Source organism: Loktanella sp. D2R18 (genome assembly GCF_003318235.1).
Lineage (GTDB): Bacteria > Pseudomonadota > Alphaproteobacteria > Rhodobacterales > Rhodobacteraceae > Yoonia.
Genome location: NZ_QOCG01000030.1, coordinates 53,498 through 69,798, shown reverse-complemented (window position 1 = coordinate 69,798; position 16,301 = coordinate 53,498). Strand labels below are relative to the sequence as shown.

Genomic DNA, 16,301 nt, shown 5'->3' with positions numbered 1-16,301 from the left:
AACCGAAAATTAATCTCAATGAACGACGACTAAGCGAGAGGACGGCGAAGTTAACGGGCCGCGATGGGGTGCGTATATGTTTGGGACAAAGTTGAGCAGGCTGATCAGTGCAAAGGCCACATTACCAATGGCCGCGCGTGCCGCGATTGTTGCAGTCAATTTCGGCGTTATGATTTGGTTGGCCTACTGGCTTGGGTTCGATGCATTTGGGTCACTTGCGGTCGTTTGGGGGATTGCTCTTGTTGCCGCGCCGGTCGTGTCATTGGGCGGCCCGCTTCTTTTGTTGCGTGCCTTAACGGATGGTGGCGGGGTGTCGCCCGCAGGTCTGCTGTTGCATATGGTCACTTTGCCCGCAGCAGTGGCCGTAATCGGCGTTATGATTTGCCCGCTGTTTTTACCTTTGCTACCTTGGGCTTCCATTTTTTGGGCGGCGTTCGCCATCAACCTGTTGACCTGTCTGGCAAGTCTGATGCGCGCCTTAGGCAGCGTCAACATGTCGATGGTACTCCGGGATTGCGGCCCGCAAGTTGGTCTTGGCTTGGCCGCATTGACGACAGATCAGTACTTATCGTTTGCCGTGGTCTGGTTGGGGGGCTTTGCGATTGTTGCCATAATCTGGGCTTGGCAACGCCGGCACCGGGGCGAAATTATCAATGCGTCCCACCCCACACCGGTCGTATCGCTCTCGCTTTGGGGGACATCGGTCTTGGGGGTTGGGTTGTCGCAGGTCGATATTATTGTCGGCGGGGCGATACTTTCGCCAGCACAAATTGGGACCTACGTGGTGTTGCGCCGTGTGGCCAACCTGGGGGCGCTTCCTGTCAGTGTGGCGACTTGGGTCAGCGCAAATGCGGTGTCAAAAAGTTATGCAGCGCGCGATACTGTTGGGTTGCGTGCGGCTAGTAAGCTGGGCAACCGGGTTGCGCTTTTACCGGGGTTTGCTTTGTTTCTTTTGGGGATTATGGCGCTGCCTTTCTTGCCCGCGGAGGCGCCTGCGGTCTTTGCGGTACTTCTTTGCGGTGCAGTTTTGCAGGTTGTGTTTGCATCAGGTTTCACCGTCGCCACACTTTGTGGCATGGCGCACCTATCTGCCATTTCGCGCGCAGCGGGCTTGCTTGCCTATCTTGGTTTGGCCACATTTGTTGCGGGCCCGCTTGAAAATGCTTTGGCCTATGTCGGCGCGATCACATGCGGCAGCGCGCTATTGTGGTGGATGATTTGGCAGCGGGTCGGCGTCGACACCTCCGCATTCGTATTGGGACGCCGATGGAAACCGTCCTGATCATCGCCCTCGCGCTGATCTGCACCCTGCTGCCTTTGGTCATCGGGCAGCGGATGGGCTGTGCTCCCTATGTGTCGCCGATGTATTTTCTAGGATATTTTTGCGGGCTTGGTTTCTTCCTCAAGGCAGCAGCCTATGCGGTCGTCCCCGAATTGGCGTTCTTTCAACAGTTTACGCCCTCGCCCTCAGCCCAATTGCGTGGTGCGCTTTACCTGAGCCTGTTTATCATACTGATTTGCGTCGGATACATCGCCTTTGCTCGTCCCGTAAGCCATGCGCAGTCTCAAGAAGCCGCGCGTTTAATTGCATCACAAATCTGCCGCCGCGACTGGCTTTTTACCGGGGCATTTACATTTGCGGCAATAACATTTGCGCTTGTCTTGCGCGCGCGCGGGGTCGGAGTGTTTGATCCCGCATTGCTTGCCGGGTTGAACGCGACAAAGCAGATCAATGTGAATGACGCAGGCGTGGGGGCCACACTGGCGGGGATTAAGACGTTCTTTATCATCCCCAAATTTGCCTTTGTGCTGCTGCTCGCCAATGGCATCGTGCTGCGCGCGCGCCGGGTGATAGCGCAGGCCGCCATTGTGGGTGTTTTGCTTATTGGCATTGCTGTGATTTCTGGCGACAGATTTGAGCTGATAGAGCTGCTTGTCTACGCGTTTGCGACCTATGCGATACTGGGCGGGCAGATCGCCGCGCGGACGGTTTTCTTAACCATTTTGGGCCTATTTGCGGTGATGGTGGTATCGGCCTACATGACCCAATTGCGGTTTCACGGGGCGCAGGTGTCATTGTTTCAACAGATTGTCGGATCGACCTATTTTCTGGATTTGAACGTTGCAGTGATGGTCACGGACCGCACTGAATTTGAACAGCTTCTTCATGGTGAAAGTTATACGTGGTGGCTGTTCGGCTGGGTGCCACGCGCGATTTGGCTGGAAAAGCCTGCCATTGATTTGGGCGTCTATTTCAAGCGCGAAATTATGCAAACTTTCACCGGCGGCGCGTTTAACGTGACCGGCCCGGGTGAGGCGTTTATCAACTTTGGTTGGTTCGGGTTGGGGGTCGCGCCTGTGTTGGGGGCGATTTACCGCAAGGGTGAAGAAATTCTGCTAAACGCCACGCAGGTTTTGCGCCACGGATCATACCTGCTGTATCCGATGCTATTTTATCCCTTCGTACAGGCCACGCTGCAGTCGTCGTTTAGCGCATTTATCGTCGGGGCGGCGGCGCAATCTGTCTTGTTGCTCTTGATGCTTGCGCTGTTTGTGCCCTGCTTCAGGCCCTGCCTTCTGCCCAAATCTGGGGTGTGTTATGCGGCTTAACCCATTGATTGCAGCTTATTGGTTTGGCCGCGCAGCGGGCGCAGTTTATCGCCGCTTCGGGATCATCTGCGCGACACAGATACACGTCGCGACGTTAAAATCTGTTGGCAAAGGATCGCGGTTTCAGCCCGGTGTTCGCTTCGCCGACCCGCGCAGCGTCCGGGTTGGCAAGAACTGCTATTTTTGGAAAGGCTGCAACGCCTCCTCCGAAGTGTCGGGCACAAGCCTGCATATCGGCGATCAAGTGCAGGTGAACCGCAACGTGCATTTGGACATCACCGGCGGGTTGCGTATTGGCGATGGATCTATGATTTCCGAAGATGCGGTGATCTATACACATGACCATGGGCTTGACCCGCACTCCCCTCCACAGCCGCGCGCCAAGGAAATTGGTGCCGATGTTTGGATTGGGATGCGGGCAGTGATCTTGCCGCAATGTACCCAGATTGGGCGCGGCGCGGTGATCGGTGCCGGTGCGGTGGTGGCCACAAATGTGGCTGCAAATACCGTGGTCGCAGGTAATCCGGCCCGTGTGATCGGGCAGCGGCTTCCAATGGCGCAGGCAGCAGAATGAAGATTTTGCATATCAGCCCGTCCTTTTACCCCGCGACCTATTGGGGTGGCCCCATTTGGTCAACAAAGGCGATCTGTGATGGGGTTGCACAGCAGCCGGGGTTCGCATTGCAGGCGCTGACAACTGATGCGGCTGGGCCCGACCGGCAAGCGCGTGTGACGCCCGAACCGCTGCCATATCCGGTCAGATATACGCGCCGGATTGCGGGTCATGCGATTGCGCCGGGGCTGTTGGCACGCTTGCCGCAGGCGGTCGCTTGGGCTGACATCGTGCATCTAACTGGAACCTATAGTTTCCCGACATTGCCTGCCTTGGCCTGCGCCCGCGCGCTAGGCAAACCGTTGATCTGGTCGCCGCGTGGCGCGTTGCAAGCCACCGCTGATTGGTCCGACGCGCCCCGCCGCCACACAAAACAGCTGTTTGAACATCTGGCGCAATTTTTGCGCGGTGCAGATGTGACGCTACATGTGACCAGCGACGCAGAGGCGCGCCAAAGCACGCAGCGCTTGGGGGCGATACGTACGGTGATGATCCCCAATAGCGTCGCGATCCCACCAGCCGCGCCGCGGTCGACCCGCAGGCCAAGCAGGCTCTTGTTTTTGGGGCGGCTGCATCCCAAAAAAGGGTTGGACCTGCTGTGCGCGGCGATGGCAGGGCTGCCTGCGCATGTCCATTTGGATGTTTATGGCACGGGGGATGCCGCCTATATCGCGCAGCTCAAGCAGGAATGTGGCCCACGCATCCACTTTCACGGGCATGCGGATGGCGTTGCAAAAGAGCGAGCGTTTGCCGATGCTGACCTATTTGTGCTGCCTAGCCATTCCGAAAACTTTGGCATCGCCATTGCCGAAGCGCTGGCCCACGGCGTGCCCGTTTTGACCACAACCCAAACACCGTGGCAGCGGCTTGATAGCATCGGGTGTGGGGCCTGTATTGATTTGAAGACCTCTGATTTAGCACAAGAAATTAACGGATTATTGGGGCGTGATCTTGGGGTGATGGGGGGACGCGGCCGCAGGTGGATGCAGCAAGAGTTTTCATCCACAGCCATGACCGCGCGTTTTGTGGAATTGTATCAAGAGGTCGCCGCTCGGCGCACCACGGCGGTGCCCGTATGATGACCCATGTTGACGTCAGCGCAAATCGCAGCGCGCAAAAATACGGATTTACCACCCAGCTGCGCCGCGTGATATGGGTGCTGGTCTGGCCGTTGTTTCGGTGGAGCCCCCGGCCGCTTTGGGCATGGCGGGTTTGGCTTTTGCGGGTCTTTGGGGCGCAGATCGGGCGCTGCGTGCATATTTACCCAAGCGTGCGGATCACCATGCCTTGGCATCTGCGGATCGACGATCAGGCGGCTGTTGGTGCGCACGCCATTCTGTATGCTTTGGGTGAGATTCACATCGGTGCACGTGCGACGGTCTCGCAATATGCGCATCTATGTGCGGGCAGCCATGATTGGCGTCAGCCGCAGCGCCCCTTGGTCACCCCGAAAATTTGGATAGATGATGACGTTTGGGTTTGCGCGGACGCCTTTGTCGGGCCGGGGGTGCGGATTGGCGCGCGGGCCATTTTGGGCGCGCGGGCCGTGGCCATGAAAAATTTGCCGACGGGCCATATAGGAGTGGGAAACCCCTTGCAAATCAGGCCAATGAAATGACCCCGCTCACCGTCATTATCTTAACCAAAGACGAAAGCCTGCACATCGTGCGGGCAATTGCATCGGTGCAGGCGATTGCGACAAAGATTATCGTTGTCGATAGCGGGTCGACAGATAATACGGTGGAATTGGCGCGTGAAGCTGGGGCAGAGGTATTGTGCCATGCTTGGACCAATTATGCGACGCAGTTTAACTGGGCGCTACAGCAACTATCTAATGCGCCGGGCTGGGTGCTACGCCTTGATGCGGATGAGGTGGTCACTGCGGAACTGGCTGCCCAAATCAGCGCGGGGCTGCCGGATGTGGATGGCGTTTATGTCGGGCGTGCGATGCATTTTCTGGGCCAGCCTGTGCGCTGGGGCGGGGTGTTTCCAATCCGCGTGCTGCGGTTGTTTCGCAATGGGAAAGGGCATTGTGAAAACCGGTGGATGGATGAGCATATCGTGGTGTCAGGGCCTACGGAATCATTGCCGGGCTTGATCATCGACGACAACCGTAAAAACCTTGATTGGTGGATCGCCAAACACAATGCATATGCCAGCCGCGAGGTCGTCGATATCTTGAACCGCAAGCATCGCTTTATGCCGCAAGACACCATCGGGACATTGCGCGGAGGAAAACAGGCAGCGGTGAAGCGCTGGATTAAAGATCGGATTTACGGGCGTTTGCCGGGTGGGTTGCGTGCAGGTTTGTATTTCTTTTACCGGTATATCCTGCGGCTTGGTTTTTTGGACGGGCGGCAAGCCCGCGCATTTCATGTGCTGCAAGGGTTTTGGTATCGCTATTTGGTCGACGCAAAACTAGTCGAGGTTCGCCGCCATATGACGATCACAGGAGATGATCCCAAGGCCGCAATTCAGGCGGCGCTCGGCATTGATCTTGGGGCGGGGACGTCATGAAGATATCGGTCGTGACAGCCGTGATGACTGGCGCGCAGACCTTGTCACGGATGCTCGATAGCCTTGCGCAGCAGACCTACCCTGACATCGAACACCTGGTGCAAGATGGCGGATCGACCGATGGCACTTTAGACATTCTATGGGCAAAGCGCCGCATCACCCCTAAAGTTGTTTCGGCCCCTGATGGTGGGATTTACGAAGCAATCAACGCAGGGATTGCGCGCGTAACGGGGGATGTCGTGGGGGTGCTGCATGCTGATGATCAGCTCGCGGGGCCGAATGTGCTGGCGGCTGTGGCCAAGGCGCTTGCGGATCCGGCGATCGATGGCGTTTACGGTGATTTGCAATATGTGGCGGCAGATGGGTCGGGCCGGGTGGTGCGGCATTGGACGGCGGGGCCCTATTGTAATACCCGCCTGAAATGGGGGTGGATGCCGCCGCACCCAACGCTGTATCTGCGCCGTCAAGTGTTTGAAAATATGGGAGCCTATGACGCCAGGTTTCGTATTTCCGGCGATTACGAGGCGATGTTGCGCTATCTGTCAGCAGATGTGCGGTTGGCCTATTTGCCGCAAGTGATGGTGCAGATGCAGGTCGGCGGGGTCAGCAATGGCTCGCTCAAACTGCTCATCCGTAAAAGTCGCGAAGATTACCGTGCAATCCGCCGACACCGTATCGGCGGGGCAGGCACGTTGGTTGCAAAGAACTTATCGAAACTGCCGCAGTTTTTGCGTCACCCATAGAAATATGCGGTCAGATGATAAAAGATCGGAGCGGCAAAAATCACGCTGTCCAATTGATCAACAAACCCGCCTTGGCCGGGGATCAGATGTGACCAATCCTTGACGCCGCGGTCGCGTTTGATGGCGGCAAACACAAGACTGCCTAACATGCCTACAAACGATGCGATCGCCGCCATGCCCGCTGCACCTAAGATACCAAATGGGGTGATCCAATGCAGCAACGCGCCGATACACATTGCGGAAATGACACCGCAGAGCACACCTTCGCGGGTTTTAGGCGACAGCCCGGGGGCGATTTTGTGACGCCCGATCCGACGCCCAAAGAAATATTCGAGCAAATCACCAAACTGCACGACCATGACCAAAAAGGCGATCATTAGGACGGAACGGTCGCTGCTTTGTCCTAGGTCTAGATTGATCAATGCGGGTACGTGGCTGACGCAAAAAACCGCAATCATCAGCGCCCATTGGGTTTCGGCCACGCGCACAAGAAACCGATCAGCATTGCCGCGCAATGCTGACATGATTGGCAGAAGTAAAAACGCGTAAACCGGAATGAAAACGGTATACATTCCGGTCCAGCCCATGCCGACAAAGACATATTGCAACGGCAGCACCACGAAAAATGCGAGCGCGAGCGATTTGTGGTCAGCCTGTGCTTTGGCCGTCAGCGTCAGAAATTCGCGCAATGCCGCGAATGAGCAAAATGCGAACAGCACCATCACCCCGAATTTTCCCATTAGAAGCGCGCCGCCGACAAATGCGACCATGCCCCACCAGCTTTGGATGCGGGTCATGAATGTTTCAAGCACAGGGTTTAGCGTGCCAGGGGTTTGGCGGGCGCGCAGGACTTCACCTATAAATGTGAGCCCAATCAGAATGCCAAAACTGCCAAAGGCCAGCAGCAAAATATCAACCGTTGTGGGGCTCATTGTGTCACCTCAGGTGCCAGCGCGACCAATGCGTCTGACGCGCGGGCCAAAAATGCGTCCTTGTCTTCGTCGGCTTTGACATGGATTGGCGTACCAAATGTGACGGTGCAAATCAGCGGCAGTGGGATCACCTCGCCTTTGGGCATGATCGTATTGAGATTGGCGACCCACGTGGGCACCAAATCAATATCAGGCCGGGCCAGCCCCATGTTATATAGCCCCGCCTTAAACGGCAAAAGCGGCTCATCGGTCATGTTGCGATTGCCTTCGGGAAAGATGATCAACGACGCCCCTTCGTCCAAGGCGGCAATGATCTTATCCATCGGCTTATCTTTGACCTCTGGGCGGCGGTCGACGAGCACGCAGTTGAACACTTCAGGGCCGACAAAGGCACGCAGCTTGTTTTTCAGCCAATAATCTGCCGCGGCAACGGGGCGAACTTCACGGCGTAGTGCAGGCGGCAATGCCGCCCAAATCATCGGCATGTCACCGTTGCTTGTGTGATTGGCAAAATAGACGCGTTGGCGCGGCACGGGTTCGATCCCTTGCCAATCTGCGCGCACCGCGGTGATCGCCCGTGCGAAAATTCGGATGGCATGGCCCACAATCCGGGCCGCGAGGCGGCGTAAAAATTTCATGGACCCAACCTTGGTGCATATCGATCGTGTTGAAAAGCGCATTTCCCTGCCCATGCAATTGCGCGGGCAGGGAGCAGACAATTAGGATGTTTCACCGACGTAGTCTGACAGCAATTTTTCGTTCTTCGCGTCTTCGATTCGCTGGATACGGTCTTCGGACATTTTGTCGTCAAATCGGTATTTCACAAAGTTTACCAGCGCCAGCGTCAGCATCATCACCGACATCGCCCAAAAGCCTTTGGTGGACAATGGAACATCTGGTGAAAGCCAAAGCGAGATCCCCAGCATCCCATAAGCGACCGCAACACCTGCGCCGTTTACAAACATGATCAATGTGTTGTCTGATTTGTTATGTGCCATTTTACTAAATCCTTGTTGAGTTGCGTGAATTGGTTTTGTTATTTCTTTGATGACTTGAGCCGCGCCAAGACATCATCTGCAGTTGATCGTGTGGCCCCACCAAACCCGGCGTCAGCCATGCGGTCGGTGATCGTGCCGCCATCAAGTTCGTGGTTGATATCGGCCAAAATTTCAGTGCGCTCAAAGGGATCATCACGGCCTAAAACGCGCTGGATCAGCTCTTCTGCCTCTTCGACGCTGCCGTGGGTCGCGCCGGTTTTGACCATCTGCATTTGGATCGATTGTTCACGACGCACCGCCCGCGCTTGGATCGCACCTTGCTTAAGGTCGATAATCCGGCGGTGCCCGGTTTCGATAGATGACCGCAAACGGAGCACCTTTTGGTCCAAGCGATTCAGGGTCTCGGTCCGTACGGTTAATTCGTTTTCCATCGTCGCGATGGCGCGGGCGGCCTCTGCGGCCATATCTTCGCGGTTGTTTTCCAAGGCTTCTTGGGCCCGTGTGGTAAGGTCGCTGATCCGGGCCCGCAGGGCGCTATGTTGTTTTTCTTCTGCCCGCTGACGCTGGATCAGGCTGGCCAATGTTGATTTTGCGGCGCGCAAGCTGCCTTCGGATTCACGGATTTTTTGGTCAATGAGCTCAATTGCGAATGCGTCACGTACACGGTCTTCGGCGCGTGCATTCTGTCCGTTTATCAAGGTCGCGAGTGTCTTAAACATTGCTATCATCCTTTGTGAACATTGTTCATTAGGTGGTGATAATGGGGCGCGCGCCCTGGGTCAAGGAAAAAGGTGAACAAAGTTCACAAAATTATGGCTGAGATGTCAATTGCCTTAAAACAAGCGCGATCATACGATCTATATCGTCGGATGGTACGCCCGCGCTGGCCCCATCAAGCGCCAAAATCACGATTCCATGCACGGATGAAAACAGCGCACGTGTCAAAAGGGTCAATTCTTGAGGATCGCGCGCGGGGAAAATCACAGCAAGCGGATCAGAGATATAGGTGAATAGCTGTCCCATCTCGTGCAGGTACCAATCGGGGGCGGGGGTGTCGGGCGCGCGCTCTACATCGAATAGTGCCCGCCAGCTGTGCAGGTGTGCCGCCGCGAAATGGTGATAGGCTTGTGCCATGACAACCAATTGATCCACCGGGTCTTGTGGCGCATCGGCTAGGGCAGCAGCCACATCAGCCCCCAATTGGTGAAATGTCCGCGCATTTACTGCCAGCACCAGATCATTCAGATCGCCAAAGACGTTATAGATCGCCCCCAAGGCACACCCAGCCTCGGTCGCAAGATCGCGCGCCCGCAGCGCTGATAGCCCGTTTGCCGCGATCCGTCGCTGCGCAATGTTAATAAGATCTTCGCGCAATGCCGCGCGGCGCAGTGCAACTTTTCCAGCCATAATACCCTCATCTGAACGCAGTTCACCGTAGCAAGGGGAAAACGCGATGAAAACCCTATGAAGCGCGTTTTCGTCTTGGCCGTGGCGTTTGTACAAACACAAGAACGCAGCCAACGGTTAAGAAGGCCGACACCAAGAACGGCGCGCCGGGCATATAGACGGGTGCTGTGTCGCTGGTGAAGTAGTAGAAGGTCTGCGTCACCAAAAGCGGCGCAATAATCGTGGCCACTGCTGCAATGGATGCGACCAGACCTTGCAACTCGCCTTGTTGGTCGTCCGATGCCGTGCGCGACATGATCCCTTGCAGGGCGGGCCCCGCGATTGATCCAAGTGCAGTAAGCGGGATCAATGCCAGCGCCAGCCAGCCGTTGGTTATGAACCCGAGCACGCCAAAGGCTGCGATATCGATTGATAGCCCTAGGATCACGGCTTTGCGTTCGCCAATCCGGTCTAGAATGGGTCTCATCAGTAGACCTTGCACCACGGCGATCCCAATGCCAAAGATCCCAAGCGACAGCCCAATCATTCCTGGCCCCCAGTCAAATCGCGCGACCCCAAAATAGGCCCAGACCCCGGGGTAGACAAAAAAGGCGATGGTATAGACAAATTGGATCAGCATCAGCCGTTTCAGGCCGGGCAGGGCCCCGATGCTCTTGAATGCACCCAAGGGGTTAGCGCGCCGCCATTCGAATTTGCGTCGAATTTTGTCGGTCACCGTCTCAGGCAGCACAAAATATCCAAAGATCGCATTTGTCCCTGCCAATATGGCCGCTGCCCAAAATGGTGCGCGCGTCCCAAATTCGGCCAAGACGCCGCCCAGCATCGGGCCAAAGACAAACCCTATCCCAAACGCTGCGCCGATCCGGCCAAAGTTGACGGCCTTTTGTTCCGGCGTCGAAATGTCAGCGACATAGGCGGATGCGGTCGATTGCGTGGCTGCGGTGATCCCACCGATCAAGCGCCCAACCACCAGCAACCAAATTGTCCCCGCAACAGCCATCAACACATAGTCGAACGCCATGAATACGAGGGACCACAGTAAAACAGGCCGCCGCCCGTAACGGTCAGATAGGCTGCCGATGGTCGGGCCAAATAGAAACTGCATCGCTGCAAATATCGTGGTCAACACACCGCCCCAAACGGCGGCCATCGCCAGATCGCGCCCTTCGACCTCTTGGATCAGTTCGGGCATCACGGGCATGATCAACCCTATCCCCATGGCGTCGATCACGACGGTGATCAGGATAAAGGTGAGTGGAAGATTGCTTTTCATGAGGGCACAATTGGATGCCCTGCGTCTCATTGCAAGGGGTGATTTTAGTCTACAAGGCGTTGATCAGCGCGGTAGCCAATGCGGCGGGGTCTGATAGGAATGGCGAATGTGATGTCGGCAACTGCGTGATCATTTTGGCAGGCCAATCGGCGGTCATTTTGGTCTGAAATGCAGGTGGGATCGTCTTGTCATTAGTACAGCGGATATAGTGGCGTGGCACATTGGGGATCTGCGTGATCGTGGTCTCTTGCGGTAAAATAGGTTGCGGCCCAAGCTGCCCTACGGCCCAAGCCGCGCGCGCTGGGTCAACATCATGATAGAACTTTTCGGTGGCCTTGGAGGGGGCAATAGAGAACGTCACCCGGTCAGCTGCGACAATGATCGCGTCGCGCAATGGCTGGGTGTCCGCCATCTGCCGCATCTGGGCCGTAGACTGTCCGATCATCGGTGCATAGGCGCAAAGATAGATCAGCTTGCTGATCTTTTCAGGGGCCAAATTCGCCGTTTGGGTAATGGGGTAGCCGGCCATCGAATGCCCAACCAATACGACGGGCGTGTCGATTGCAGTAATAATAGCGTTGGCATAACGATCAAGTGTAACCTCTGCGGGATCAGTGGTGTCATCGCCATGCGACGGCAAATCAATCGCGCGGGCGCTGTGTCCGGCGGCCTGCAAGTGTGGGATAAGATCGTCCCAGCACCAGGCCCCATGACAGGATCCGTGGATCAATAGAAACTCAGCCATGCCCGATATCTTGAATGAATGTGTTGAGCAGGGACGCATAGCCAACCGGGTTTTCAGCGCAAGGCAGATGTCCGACACGGCGGATCAGTTCAAACTTTGATCCGGGGATCAGATCGATCGTTTCGCGCACCAAATCGGGCGGCGTGGCCCCATCATCTGACCCAGCGATGCCCAATGTTGGGATGCGTAGCCCGCTTGTTGGCGTATAGAAATCAGTGCCCGCAATCGCATGGCAAATCCCAACGTATCCGCTAAGCGGGGTGGCCACCAACATGTCGCGCCATGCAAGCATTGATTCCGATGCGTAAAAGTTGGGGGAAAACCAACGCTTCATGACCTCATCGGCCATGGCATCTAGCCCTTTCGACAATACAGTGTCGATCCGATCTTGCCAGAGTTTCTTGTTGCCAATTTTCGCCGCCGTATTGGACAGTACAAGCGCACGGACCAGATCAGGGCGTTTGATCGCCAAACCCTGTGCCACCATGCCGCCGACAGAGAGACCCACGAACAACACGTCACGCAGATCAAACCCGTCGCAGACGGCTTCTGCGTCACTGACCAACTGACCCATCGTGTAGGGTCCAGCAGGCACATCCGATTGCCCATGGCCACGCATATCATAGCGGATAACCCGCAAGCCCCTTGGCAGCAGCGGGACAATCCCATCCCATAGCCGCAGATCGGTACCTAGCGAATTGGCAAAGACGATTGCAGGCCCGTCGGCGGGGCCCTCGGCCAAAACGTTCAGCTTCACGTCGTCGCGGTCAACTTGCGTCCGCTCATTCATCAGGGTCACCCAAAACCATATGCGCCATGATCTGCCCGTGATCTGACGCAAGCTTGTTATACGGCGCCTCGGGGTGGGACCCGTCCGTCAGGTGATCATTAAGCGCACTAAAGTATTCCATTTCACCAATCTTGCCGTCGAATTCAGGATGGAAATGACGCGACATCAAAATTTGGTCGATGCTTTCAAAGACGCCCCCAAAGGCCGAGGTGTAGACCATATCGCGCAGTGATTTACGCACAAATAGTTTCTCTGCTGAAAACAGGCGCACCTTGCTGATCTTCTCTTGGATCACTTCGTTTTGTTCGTCGGAATAGCGGTCACGGCTCGTTTGGGCGTCGTGGCGACGCATCCATGCGTAGTTTTTAAACGGCGCCTCGCCAGTGATGATTTCGGATGAAACGGCGGTTTCGCTATCGTTGAAATCGCCTAAGACCATGACGGGATTGCCCGCCTCAAGTTCTTCGAGGATTGCTTTGCGCAAAACCCATGCTTCGGCCATGCGGCGCAGGGCGGCACGCAGCGATCCCATCGCACGGGCCGCAGGGTCATAGTTCACCAAATCCGCTGCAGGTGGAAAGGCGGCACCTTCGGGCCGTGGCAGCTCGCCGAGCTTTGATTTCAAATGGCAGTTGAACACGGTCACGACTGTATCGCCAATCGGAATGCGCACTTTCAGGATCGGGCGCGACAGGCGCTTGACCTGATAGCAGCCCCCATCGGTGCCATCAATGTCGCTGAAGGGAATATCAAGCGGCTCTGGCAGGTCTTGGATAATTTCGGGGGTGCCAACAAAGCCAAACCGCGACAAGATCGCAACGCCCGGACGACGCGCGCCGGGGCCGCCATCAAAGCTGTTGGGCGCGAATGCCAGCGCGGATTCTGTATAGGGTTCGTAGGCAAGTTTGCGGAAAATGGCCTTGCGGGCATAGCGTTTTGACCGATCGGGGATATTGGCCGCGTTGGCTGCCATGCCTAACTCATCGGTTTCGATCACGACATCGCGTAGGGATTCTTCGCTGAAGATTTCCTGAAACCCGACGATATCTGCGTTCATGGTCAGTAATTGATCCGCAAGCCATGCGCGTTTCCACGCGTATTCCTCGGGGGTGTATTGTTCGAATTTATAATATTCTTGATCCGCTTCGATCAGGTTTTTGACGTTAAAGCTGGCGATCGTAAATCGAGTCATGACAGGGTCTCCAGGGCACGTGCAAATACAGCCGGATCAACGTTTCCACCGGTCGCAATGGCGACAACGGCATCACCGTTAAAGGCGTCAGGGTGATAAAGCGCGGCGGCCAAAGCGGCCACACCGCCGGGTTCGATGACGATTTTTAGCCGGGCAAACGCAACGGCCATCGCGCGCAAACATTCGTCGTCGGTCACTGCAATACCGGGGCCGCAATGTTCTTGCATAATCGGAAAGGTCAAATTGCCTGGCTGTGGCGTGATAATCGCATCACAAAGCGACCCATCCATTTGCGCGTTTCGTTCAATCTTACCACTGATAAGCGACCGGGAGGCGTCATCAAAACCCGCGGGTTCCACTGGACGCACCCGCATGTTTGGCGCGTCTGTGGCCAAGGCCATCGCGACTCCTGATGTTAGTCCCCCGCCACCGCAGCACACAGCAACTTCCGCCGATAAATTTCCAAGCTCTTGCGCGATCTCAAGCCCGCAGGTGCCTTGGCCTGCAATGACATGTGGCTCGTCAAAGGGTTTGATCAAGGTCAAGCTGCGCTCAGCCGCAAGCCGGTCGCCAATTTCATCGCGATCTTCGGTTGAACGGTCATATAGCACGACCTCTGCGCCCAAAGCGCGCGTATTGGCGATTTTGATTGCGGGTGCGTTTGATGGCATAATGATGACCGCTGGCGCGCCATGTTTTTGCGCGGCCAATGCGATGCCTTGTGCGTGGTTGCCGCTTGAAAATGCGATCACTCCCGCCTTGATCTGGTCGGGCGACAGCATGGAGACTGCCGACCACGCGCCGCGAAATTTGAACGATCCGGTGTGCTGCAGGCACTCCGCTTTCACAAAAACGCGTCGTCCCGCGATTTCGTCTAAGAATGGTGATGATAAGATCGGTGTGCGCCGCGCATGGCCGTCGATGCGTTTGGCCGCCGCGCGGATCATGTCGATATTCATGTCATTTTCTCCAGCCAACTGCGCAAGGCAGTTAGCGATTGTGGTTCATCTAAAAAGGGCACATGCCCACGCCCAGGCACATCCGCGCGGATCATATCAGGGCGACGTCGGGCCATTTCATCAGCGGTTTCAACGGACAAAAGATCGGAATTTGCGCCACGGATCAACGCCAGTGGCAACCCGTCAAAGGCATCAAAAAGCGGCCAAAGATCCGGCATTGGCTGTGCGCCGCTGGCGATAATCGCATCACGCAGTTTCGGATCGTAGCGTATGATCAAACCTTCGGGGGTTTCTTCGTAATGGGCTTTCACCTCGGCCATCCAGCGGTCCATCGGTACGTTTTCAAAGGTGGTCCATAGGTGCGCGCGCGCGGCAGCGGCTTGGGCATAGGTCTTTTGTGCCGGGTTGCGCCCGATGTAATCCATGATGATCGACATGCCTTCTGGTTTCAGTTCAGGTCCAACGTCATTGAGCGCGACACCGAGCAGCCGATCTTTGGCCGTAATCGCAAGGGTCATCGCGATCAGCCCGCCGCGCGAGGTGCCCAGTATGGCCGCTTGGTCGATGTTAAGGTGGTTCATCAGGGTCAAGACATCTGCTGCTTCATGTGGGATTGTGTAGGTCGCAGGGTCCGCCCAATCCGATTGTCCGCGACCCCGGTAATCAGGTCGGATCAGCCGGGTTGGCCAAGCCGGCGCGATATGGTCGAAATCAGCACCATTGCGGGTGAGCCCGGCCAAAGCGATGACAGGTAATCCAGTGCCTTGATCTGTATAATGCAGTGAGATACCGTCTTGGGCTGTAAAATGTGGCATCAGATCAGTCCCGAAATGGCAGTGAGGTCAGGCACGATATGATGCGGTGCGGCATACAGCCGATCCACGGGTGCGCCTGCGCGATTAACCCATGCCGTTTGAAACCCATATCCGGCAGCCCCCGCCGCATCCCAACCGTTTGAGGACACGAATAAAACCTCTTCCTTGGCACAGCCAAAACTGTTGCCAACCATGTCGTAAACGCGGGCGGAGGGTTTGAATATGCCAACGTCTTGGACCGAGAGGGAGGCATCAAGCAACGGGCCAATCTGCGCAGATTGCACCGCCGCGTTCAACATTTCAGGGCTGCCATTTGAAAGGATCGCGGTTCTCATGCCTGCCGCGCGCAGATTGGCTAACACTTGGGGGACCTCTGGGTAGGCTTGCAGTTCCCAATACAGATCAAGCAGGCGTTTGCGGGTCGCTTCGTTGGTTATGCCGCTCGCTTCAAGCGCCCAATCCAGCCCGTCTTGGGTCACTTGCCAAAAATCGCAGTGCTGATCTGCCACCGCACGCAGCCAGCTATATTCCAACTGCTTTGCGCGCCAATCACGGGCAATCGCGGGCCAAACATCGGCAAGTTGCGCATGGGCGGGTTCGCGGGCGGCGGCTTGCGCGGCGGCATTGACGTCGAAAAGGGTCCCGTAGGCATCAAATACACAGGTTGTTATCGTCATCGGATTCTCCGGCTTTTGGGTATCGTGTCA

General features: G+C 56.3%; 19 protein-coding genes. 7 read left to right on the top strand and 12 right to left on the bottom strand.

The window, feature by feature from the left end:
* The first annotated feature begins 76 nt into the window (after positions 1 to 76).
* From DS901_RS13780 to DS901_RS13750, 7 genes are read left to right on the top strand one after another with little or no spacing between them, the layout of a single operon-like run.
* Entirely contained in the window at positions 77 to 1,282 is a 1,206-nt protein-coding gene (locus tag DS901_RS13780) for a lipopolysaccharide biosynthesis protein (RefSeq protein ID WP_147249937.1), read from the top strand.
* Positions 1,189 to 2,610: an O-antigen polymerase gene (locus DS901_RS13775; RefSeq protein ID WP_258546737.1), complete on the top strand. Its 1,422-nt coding sequence runs from the start codon at positions 1,189 to 1,191 to the stop codon at positions 2,608 to 2,610. The genes DS901_RS13780 and DS901_RS13775 overlap by 94 nt, the downstream gene beginning before the upstream one ends.
* Entirely contained in the window at positions 2,600 to 3,184 is a 585-nt protein-coding gene (locus DS901_RS13770; protein ID WP_113777514.1) for an acyltransferase, read from the top strand. Before DS901_RS13775 ends, DS901_RS13770 begins: the two co-directional genes overlap by 11 nt.
* Complete coding sequence (locus DS901_RS19090; protein WP_113777513.1) at positions 3,181 to 4,302, top strand: glycosyltransferase; 1,122 nt, start codon at positions 3,181 to 3,183, stop codon at positions 4,300 to 4,302. Before DS901_RS13770 ends, DS901_RS19090 begins: the two co-directional genes overlap by 4 nt.
* Positions 4,299 to 4,841, top strand: a complete 543-nt coding sequence (locus DS901_RS13760; protein ID WP_113777512.1) for an acetyltransferase — start codon at positions 4,299 to 4,301, stop codon at positions 4,839 to 4,841. Before DS901_RS19090 ends, DS901_RS13760 begins: the two co-directional genes overlap by 4 nt.
* On the top strand, positions 4,838 to 5,740 hold the full coding sequence (locus tag DS901_RS13755; protein WP_113777511.1) for a glycosyltransferase family 2 protein: 903 nt from the start codon (positions 4,838 to 4,840) through the stop codon (positions 5,738 to 5,740). The genes DS901_RS13760 and DS901_RS13755 overlap by 4 nt, the downstream gene beginning before the upstream one ends.
* The gene (locus tag DS901_RS13750; RefSeq protein ID WP_113777510.1) at positions 5,737 to 6,483 is read left to right on the top strand and encodes a glycosyltransferase family 2 protein; all 747 of its coding nucleotides are present in this window, start codon (positions 5,737 to 5,739) and stop codon (positions 6,481 to 6,483) included. Before DS901_RS13755 ends, DS901_RS13750 begins: the two co-directional genes overlap by 4 nt.
* On the opposite strand, the gene DS901_RS13745 is transcribed toward DS901_RS13750, so the two are convergent.
* From DS901_RS13745 to DS901_RS13690, 12 genes are all read right to left on the bottom strand, one after another.
* Positions 6,474 to 7,415 (bottom strand): phosphatidate cytidylyltransferase, encoded by a 942-nt coding sequence (locus DS901_RS13745; RefSeq protein ID WP_113777509.1) that lies wholly within the window; start codon positions 7,413 to 7,415, stop codon positions 6,474 to 6,476. The two genes, DS901_RS13750 and DS901_RS13745, sit on opposite strands and share 10 nt — an antisense overlap.
* Entirely contained in the window at positions 7,412 to 8,053 is a 642-nt protein-coding gene (locus tag DS901_RS13740; RefSeq protein ID WP_113777508.1) for a lysophospholipid acyltransferase family protein, read from the bottom strand. Before DS901_RS13740 ends, DS901_RS13745 begins: the two co-directional genes overlap by 4 nt.
* Positions 8,054 to 8,134: 81 nt before the next feature.
* On the bottom strand, positions 8,135 to 8,413 hold the full coding sequence (locus DS901_RS13735) for a hypothetical protein (protein ID WP_113777507.1): 279 nt from the start codon (positions 8,411 to 8,413) through the stop codon (positions 8,135 to 8,137).
* Positions 8,414 to 8,451: 38 nt separating this feature from the next.
* A complete protein-coding gene (locus DS901_RS13730) occupies positions 8,452 to 9,132 on the bottom strand; it encodes a PspA/IM30 family protein (RefSeq protein WP_113777506.1) in 681 nt (226 codons plus the stop codon).
* 91 nt (positions 9,133 to 9,223) lie between these two features.
* Positions 9,224 to 9,820: a TetR/AcrR family transcriptional regulator gene (locus DS901_RS13725; RefSeq protein ID WP_113777505.1), complete on the bottom strand. Its 597-nt coding sequence runs from the start codon at positions 9,818 to 9,820 to the stop codon at positions 9,224 to 9,226.
* 55 nt (positions 9,821 to 9,875) lie between these two features.
* The gene (locus DS901_RS13720; RefSeq protein ID WP_113777504.1) at positions 9,876 to 11,093 is read right to left on the bottom strand and encodes a TCR/Tet family MFS transporter; all 1,218 of its coding nucleotides are present in this window, start codon (positions 11,091 to 11,093) and stop codon (positions 9,876 to 9,878) included.
* Positions 11,094 to 11,142: 49 nt separating this feature from the next.
* Positions 11,143 to 11,838: an alpha/beta fold hydrolase gene (locus tag DS901_RS13715; protein ID WP_113777503.1), complete on the bottom strand. Its 696-nt coding sequence runs from the start codon at positions 11,836 to 11,838 to the stop codon at positions 11,143 to 11,145.
* Complete coding sequence (gene pcaD / locus DS901_RS13710; protein ID WP_113777502.1) at positions 11,831 to 12,628, bottom strand: 3-oxoadipate enol-lactonase; 798 nt, start codon at positions 12,626 to 12,628, stop codon at positions 11,831 to 11,833. The genes DS901_RS13715 and pcaD overlap by 8 nt, the downstream gene beginning before the upstream one ends.
* Complete coding sequence (locus tag DS901_RS13705; protein ID WP_113777501.1) at positions 12,621 to 13,820, bottom strand: endonuclease/exonuclease/phosphatase family protein; 1,200 nt, start codon at positions 13,818 to 13,820, stop codon at positions 12,621 to 12,623. The genes pcaD and DS901_RS13705 overlap by 8 nt, the downstream gene beginning before the upstream one ends.
* Positions 13,817 to 14,779, bottom strand: a complete 963-nt coding sequence (locus DS901_RS13700; protein WP_113777500.1) for a threonine ammonia-lyase — start codon at positions 14,777 to 14,779, stop codon at positions 13,817 to 13,819. The genes DS901_RS13705 and DS901_RS13700 overlap by 4 nt, the downstream gene beginning before the upstream one ends.
* On the bottom strand, positions 14,776 to 15,594 hold the full coding sequence (locus DS901_RS13695) for an alpha/beta fold hydrolase (RefSeq protein WP_113777499.1): 819 nt from the start codon (positions 15,592 to 15,594) through the stop codon (positions 14,776 to 14,778). The genes DS901_RS13700 and DS901_RS13695 overlap by 4 nt, the downstream gene beginning before the upstream one ends.
* Complete coding sequence (locus tag DS901_RS13690; protein WP_113777498.1) at positions 15,594 to 16,271, bottom strand: haloacid dehalogenase type II; 678 nt, start codon at positions 16,269 to 16,271, stop codon at positions 15,594 to 15,596. Before DS901_RS13690 ends, DS901_RS13695 begins: the two co-directional genes overlap by 1 nt.
* Positions 16,272 to 16,301 lie beyond the last annotated feature (30 nt).

Excerpts from the sequence above, each read along its gene's own strand:
- DS901_RS13770 (WP_113777514.1), top strand. The coding sequence starts at position 2,600 with ATGCGGCTTAACCCATTGATTGCAGCTTATTGGTTTGGCCGCGCAGCG.
- DS901_RS13745 (WP_113777509.1), bottom strand. The coding sequence starts at position 7,415 with ATGAGCCCCACAACGGTTGATATTTTGCTGCTGGCCTTTGGCAGTTTT.
- DS901_RS13760 (WP_113777512.1), top strand. The coding sequence starts at position 4,299 with ATGATGACCCATGTTGACGTCAGCGCAAATCGCAGCGCGCAAAAATAC.
- DS901_RS13720 (WP_113777504.1), bottom strand. The coding sequence starts at position 11,093 with ATGAAAAGCAATCTTCCACTCACCTTTATCCTGATCACCGTCGTGATC.
- pcaD (WP_113777502.1), bottom strand. The coding sequence starts at position 12,628 with ATGAATGAGCGGACGCAAGTTGACCGCGACGACGTGAAGCTGAACGTT.
- DS901_RS13725 (WP_113777505.1), bottom strand. The coding sequence starts at position 9,820 with ATGGCTGGAAAAGTTGCACTGCGCCGCGCGGCATTGCGCGAAGATCTT.
- DS901_RS13690 (WP_113777498.1), bottom strand. The coding sequence starts at position 16,271 with ATGACGATAACAACCTGTGTATTTGATGCCTACGGGACCCTTTTCGAC.
- DS901_RS13755 (WP_113777511.1), top strand. The coding sequence starts at position 4,838 with ATGACCCCGCTCACCGTCATTATCTTAACCAAAGACGAAAGCCTGCAC.
- DS901_RS13730 (WP_113777506.1), bottom strand. The coding sequence starts at position 9,132 with ATGTTTAAGACACTCGCGACCTTGATAAACGGACAGAATGCACGCGCC.
- DS901_RS13705 (WP_113777501.1), bottom strand. The coding sequence starts at position 13,820 with ATGACTCGATTTACGATCGCCAGCTTTAACGTCAAAAACCTGATCGAA.
- DS901_RS13715 (WP_113777503.1), bottom strand. The coding sequence starts at position 11,838 with ATGGCTGAGTTTCTATTGATCCACGGATCCTGTCATGGGGCCTGGTGC.
- DS901_RS13775 (WP_258546737.1), top strand. The coding sequence starts at position 1,189 with ATGCGGCAGCGCGCTATTGTGGTGGATGATTTGGCAGCGGGTCGGCGT.
- DS901_RS13700 (WP_113777500.1), bottom strand. The coding sequence starts at position 14,779 with ATGAATATCGACATGATCCGCGCGGCGGCCAAACGCATCGACGGCCAT.
- DS901_RS13740 (WP_113777508.1), bottom strand. The coding sequence starts at position 8,053 with ATGAAATTTTTACGCCGCCTCGCGGCCCGGATTGTGGGCCATGCCATC.
- DS901_RS13780 (WP_147249937.1), top strand. The coding sequence starts at position 77 with ATGTTTGGGACAAAGTTGAGCAGGCTGATCAGTGCAAAGGCCACATTA.
- DS901_RS13735 (WP_113777507.1), bottom strand. The coding sequence starts at position 8,413 with ATGGCACATAACAAATCAGACAACACATTGATCATGTTTGTAAACGGC.
- DS901_RS13750 (WP_113777510.1), top strand. The coding sequence starts at position 5,737 with ATGAAGATATCGGTCGTGACAGCCGTGATGACTGGCGCGCAGACCTTG.
- DS901_RS19090 (WP_113777513.1), top strand. The coding sequence starts at position 3,181 with ATGAAGATTTTGCATATCAGCCCGTCCTTTTACCCCGCGACCTATTGG.
- DS901_RS13695 (WP_113777499.1), bottom strand. The coding sequence starts at position 15,594 with ATGCCACATTTTACAGCCCAAGACGGTATCTCACTGCATTATACAGAT.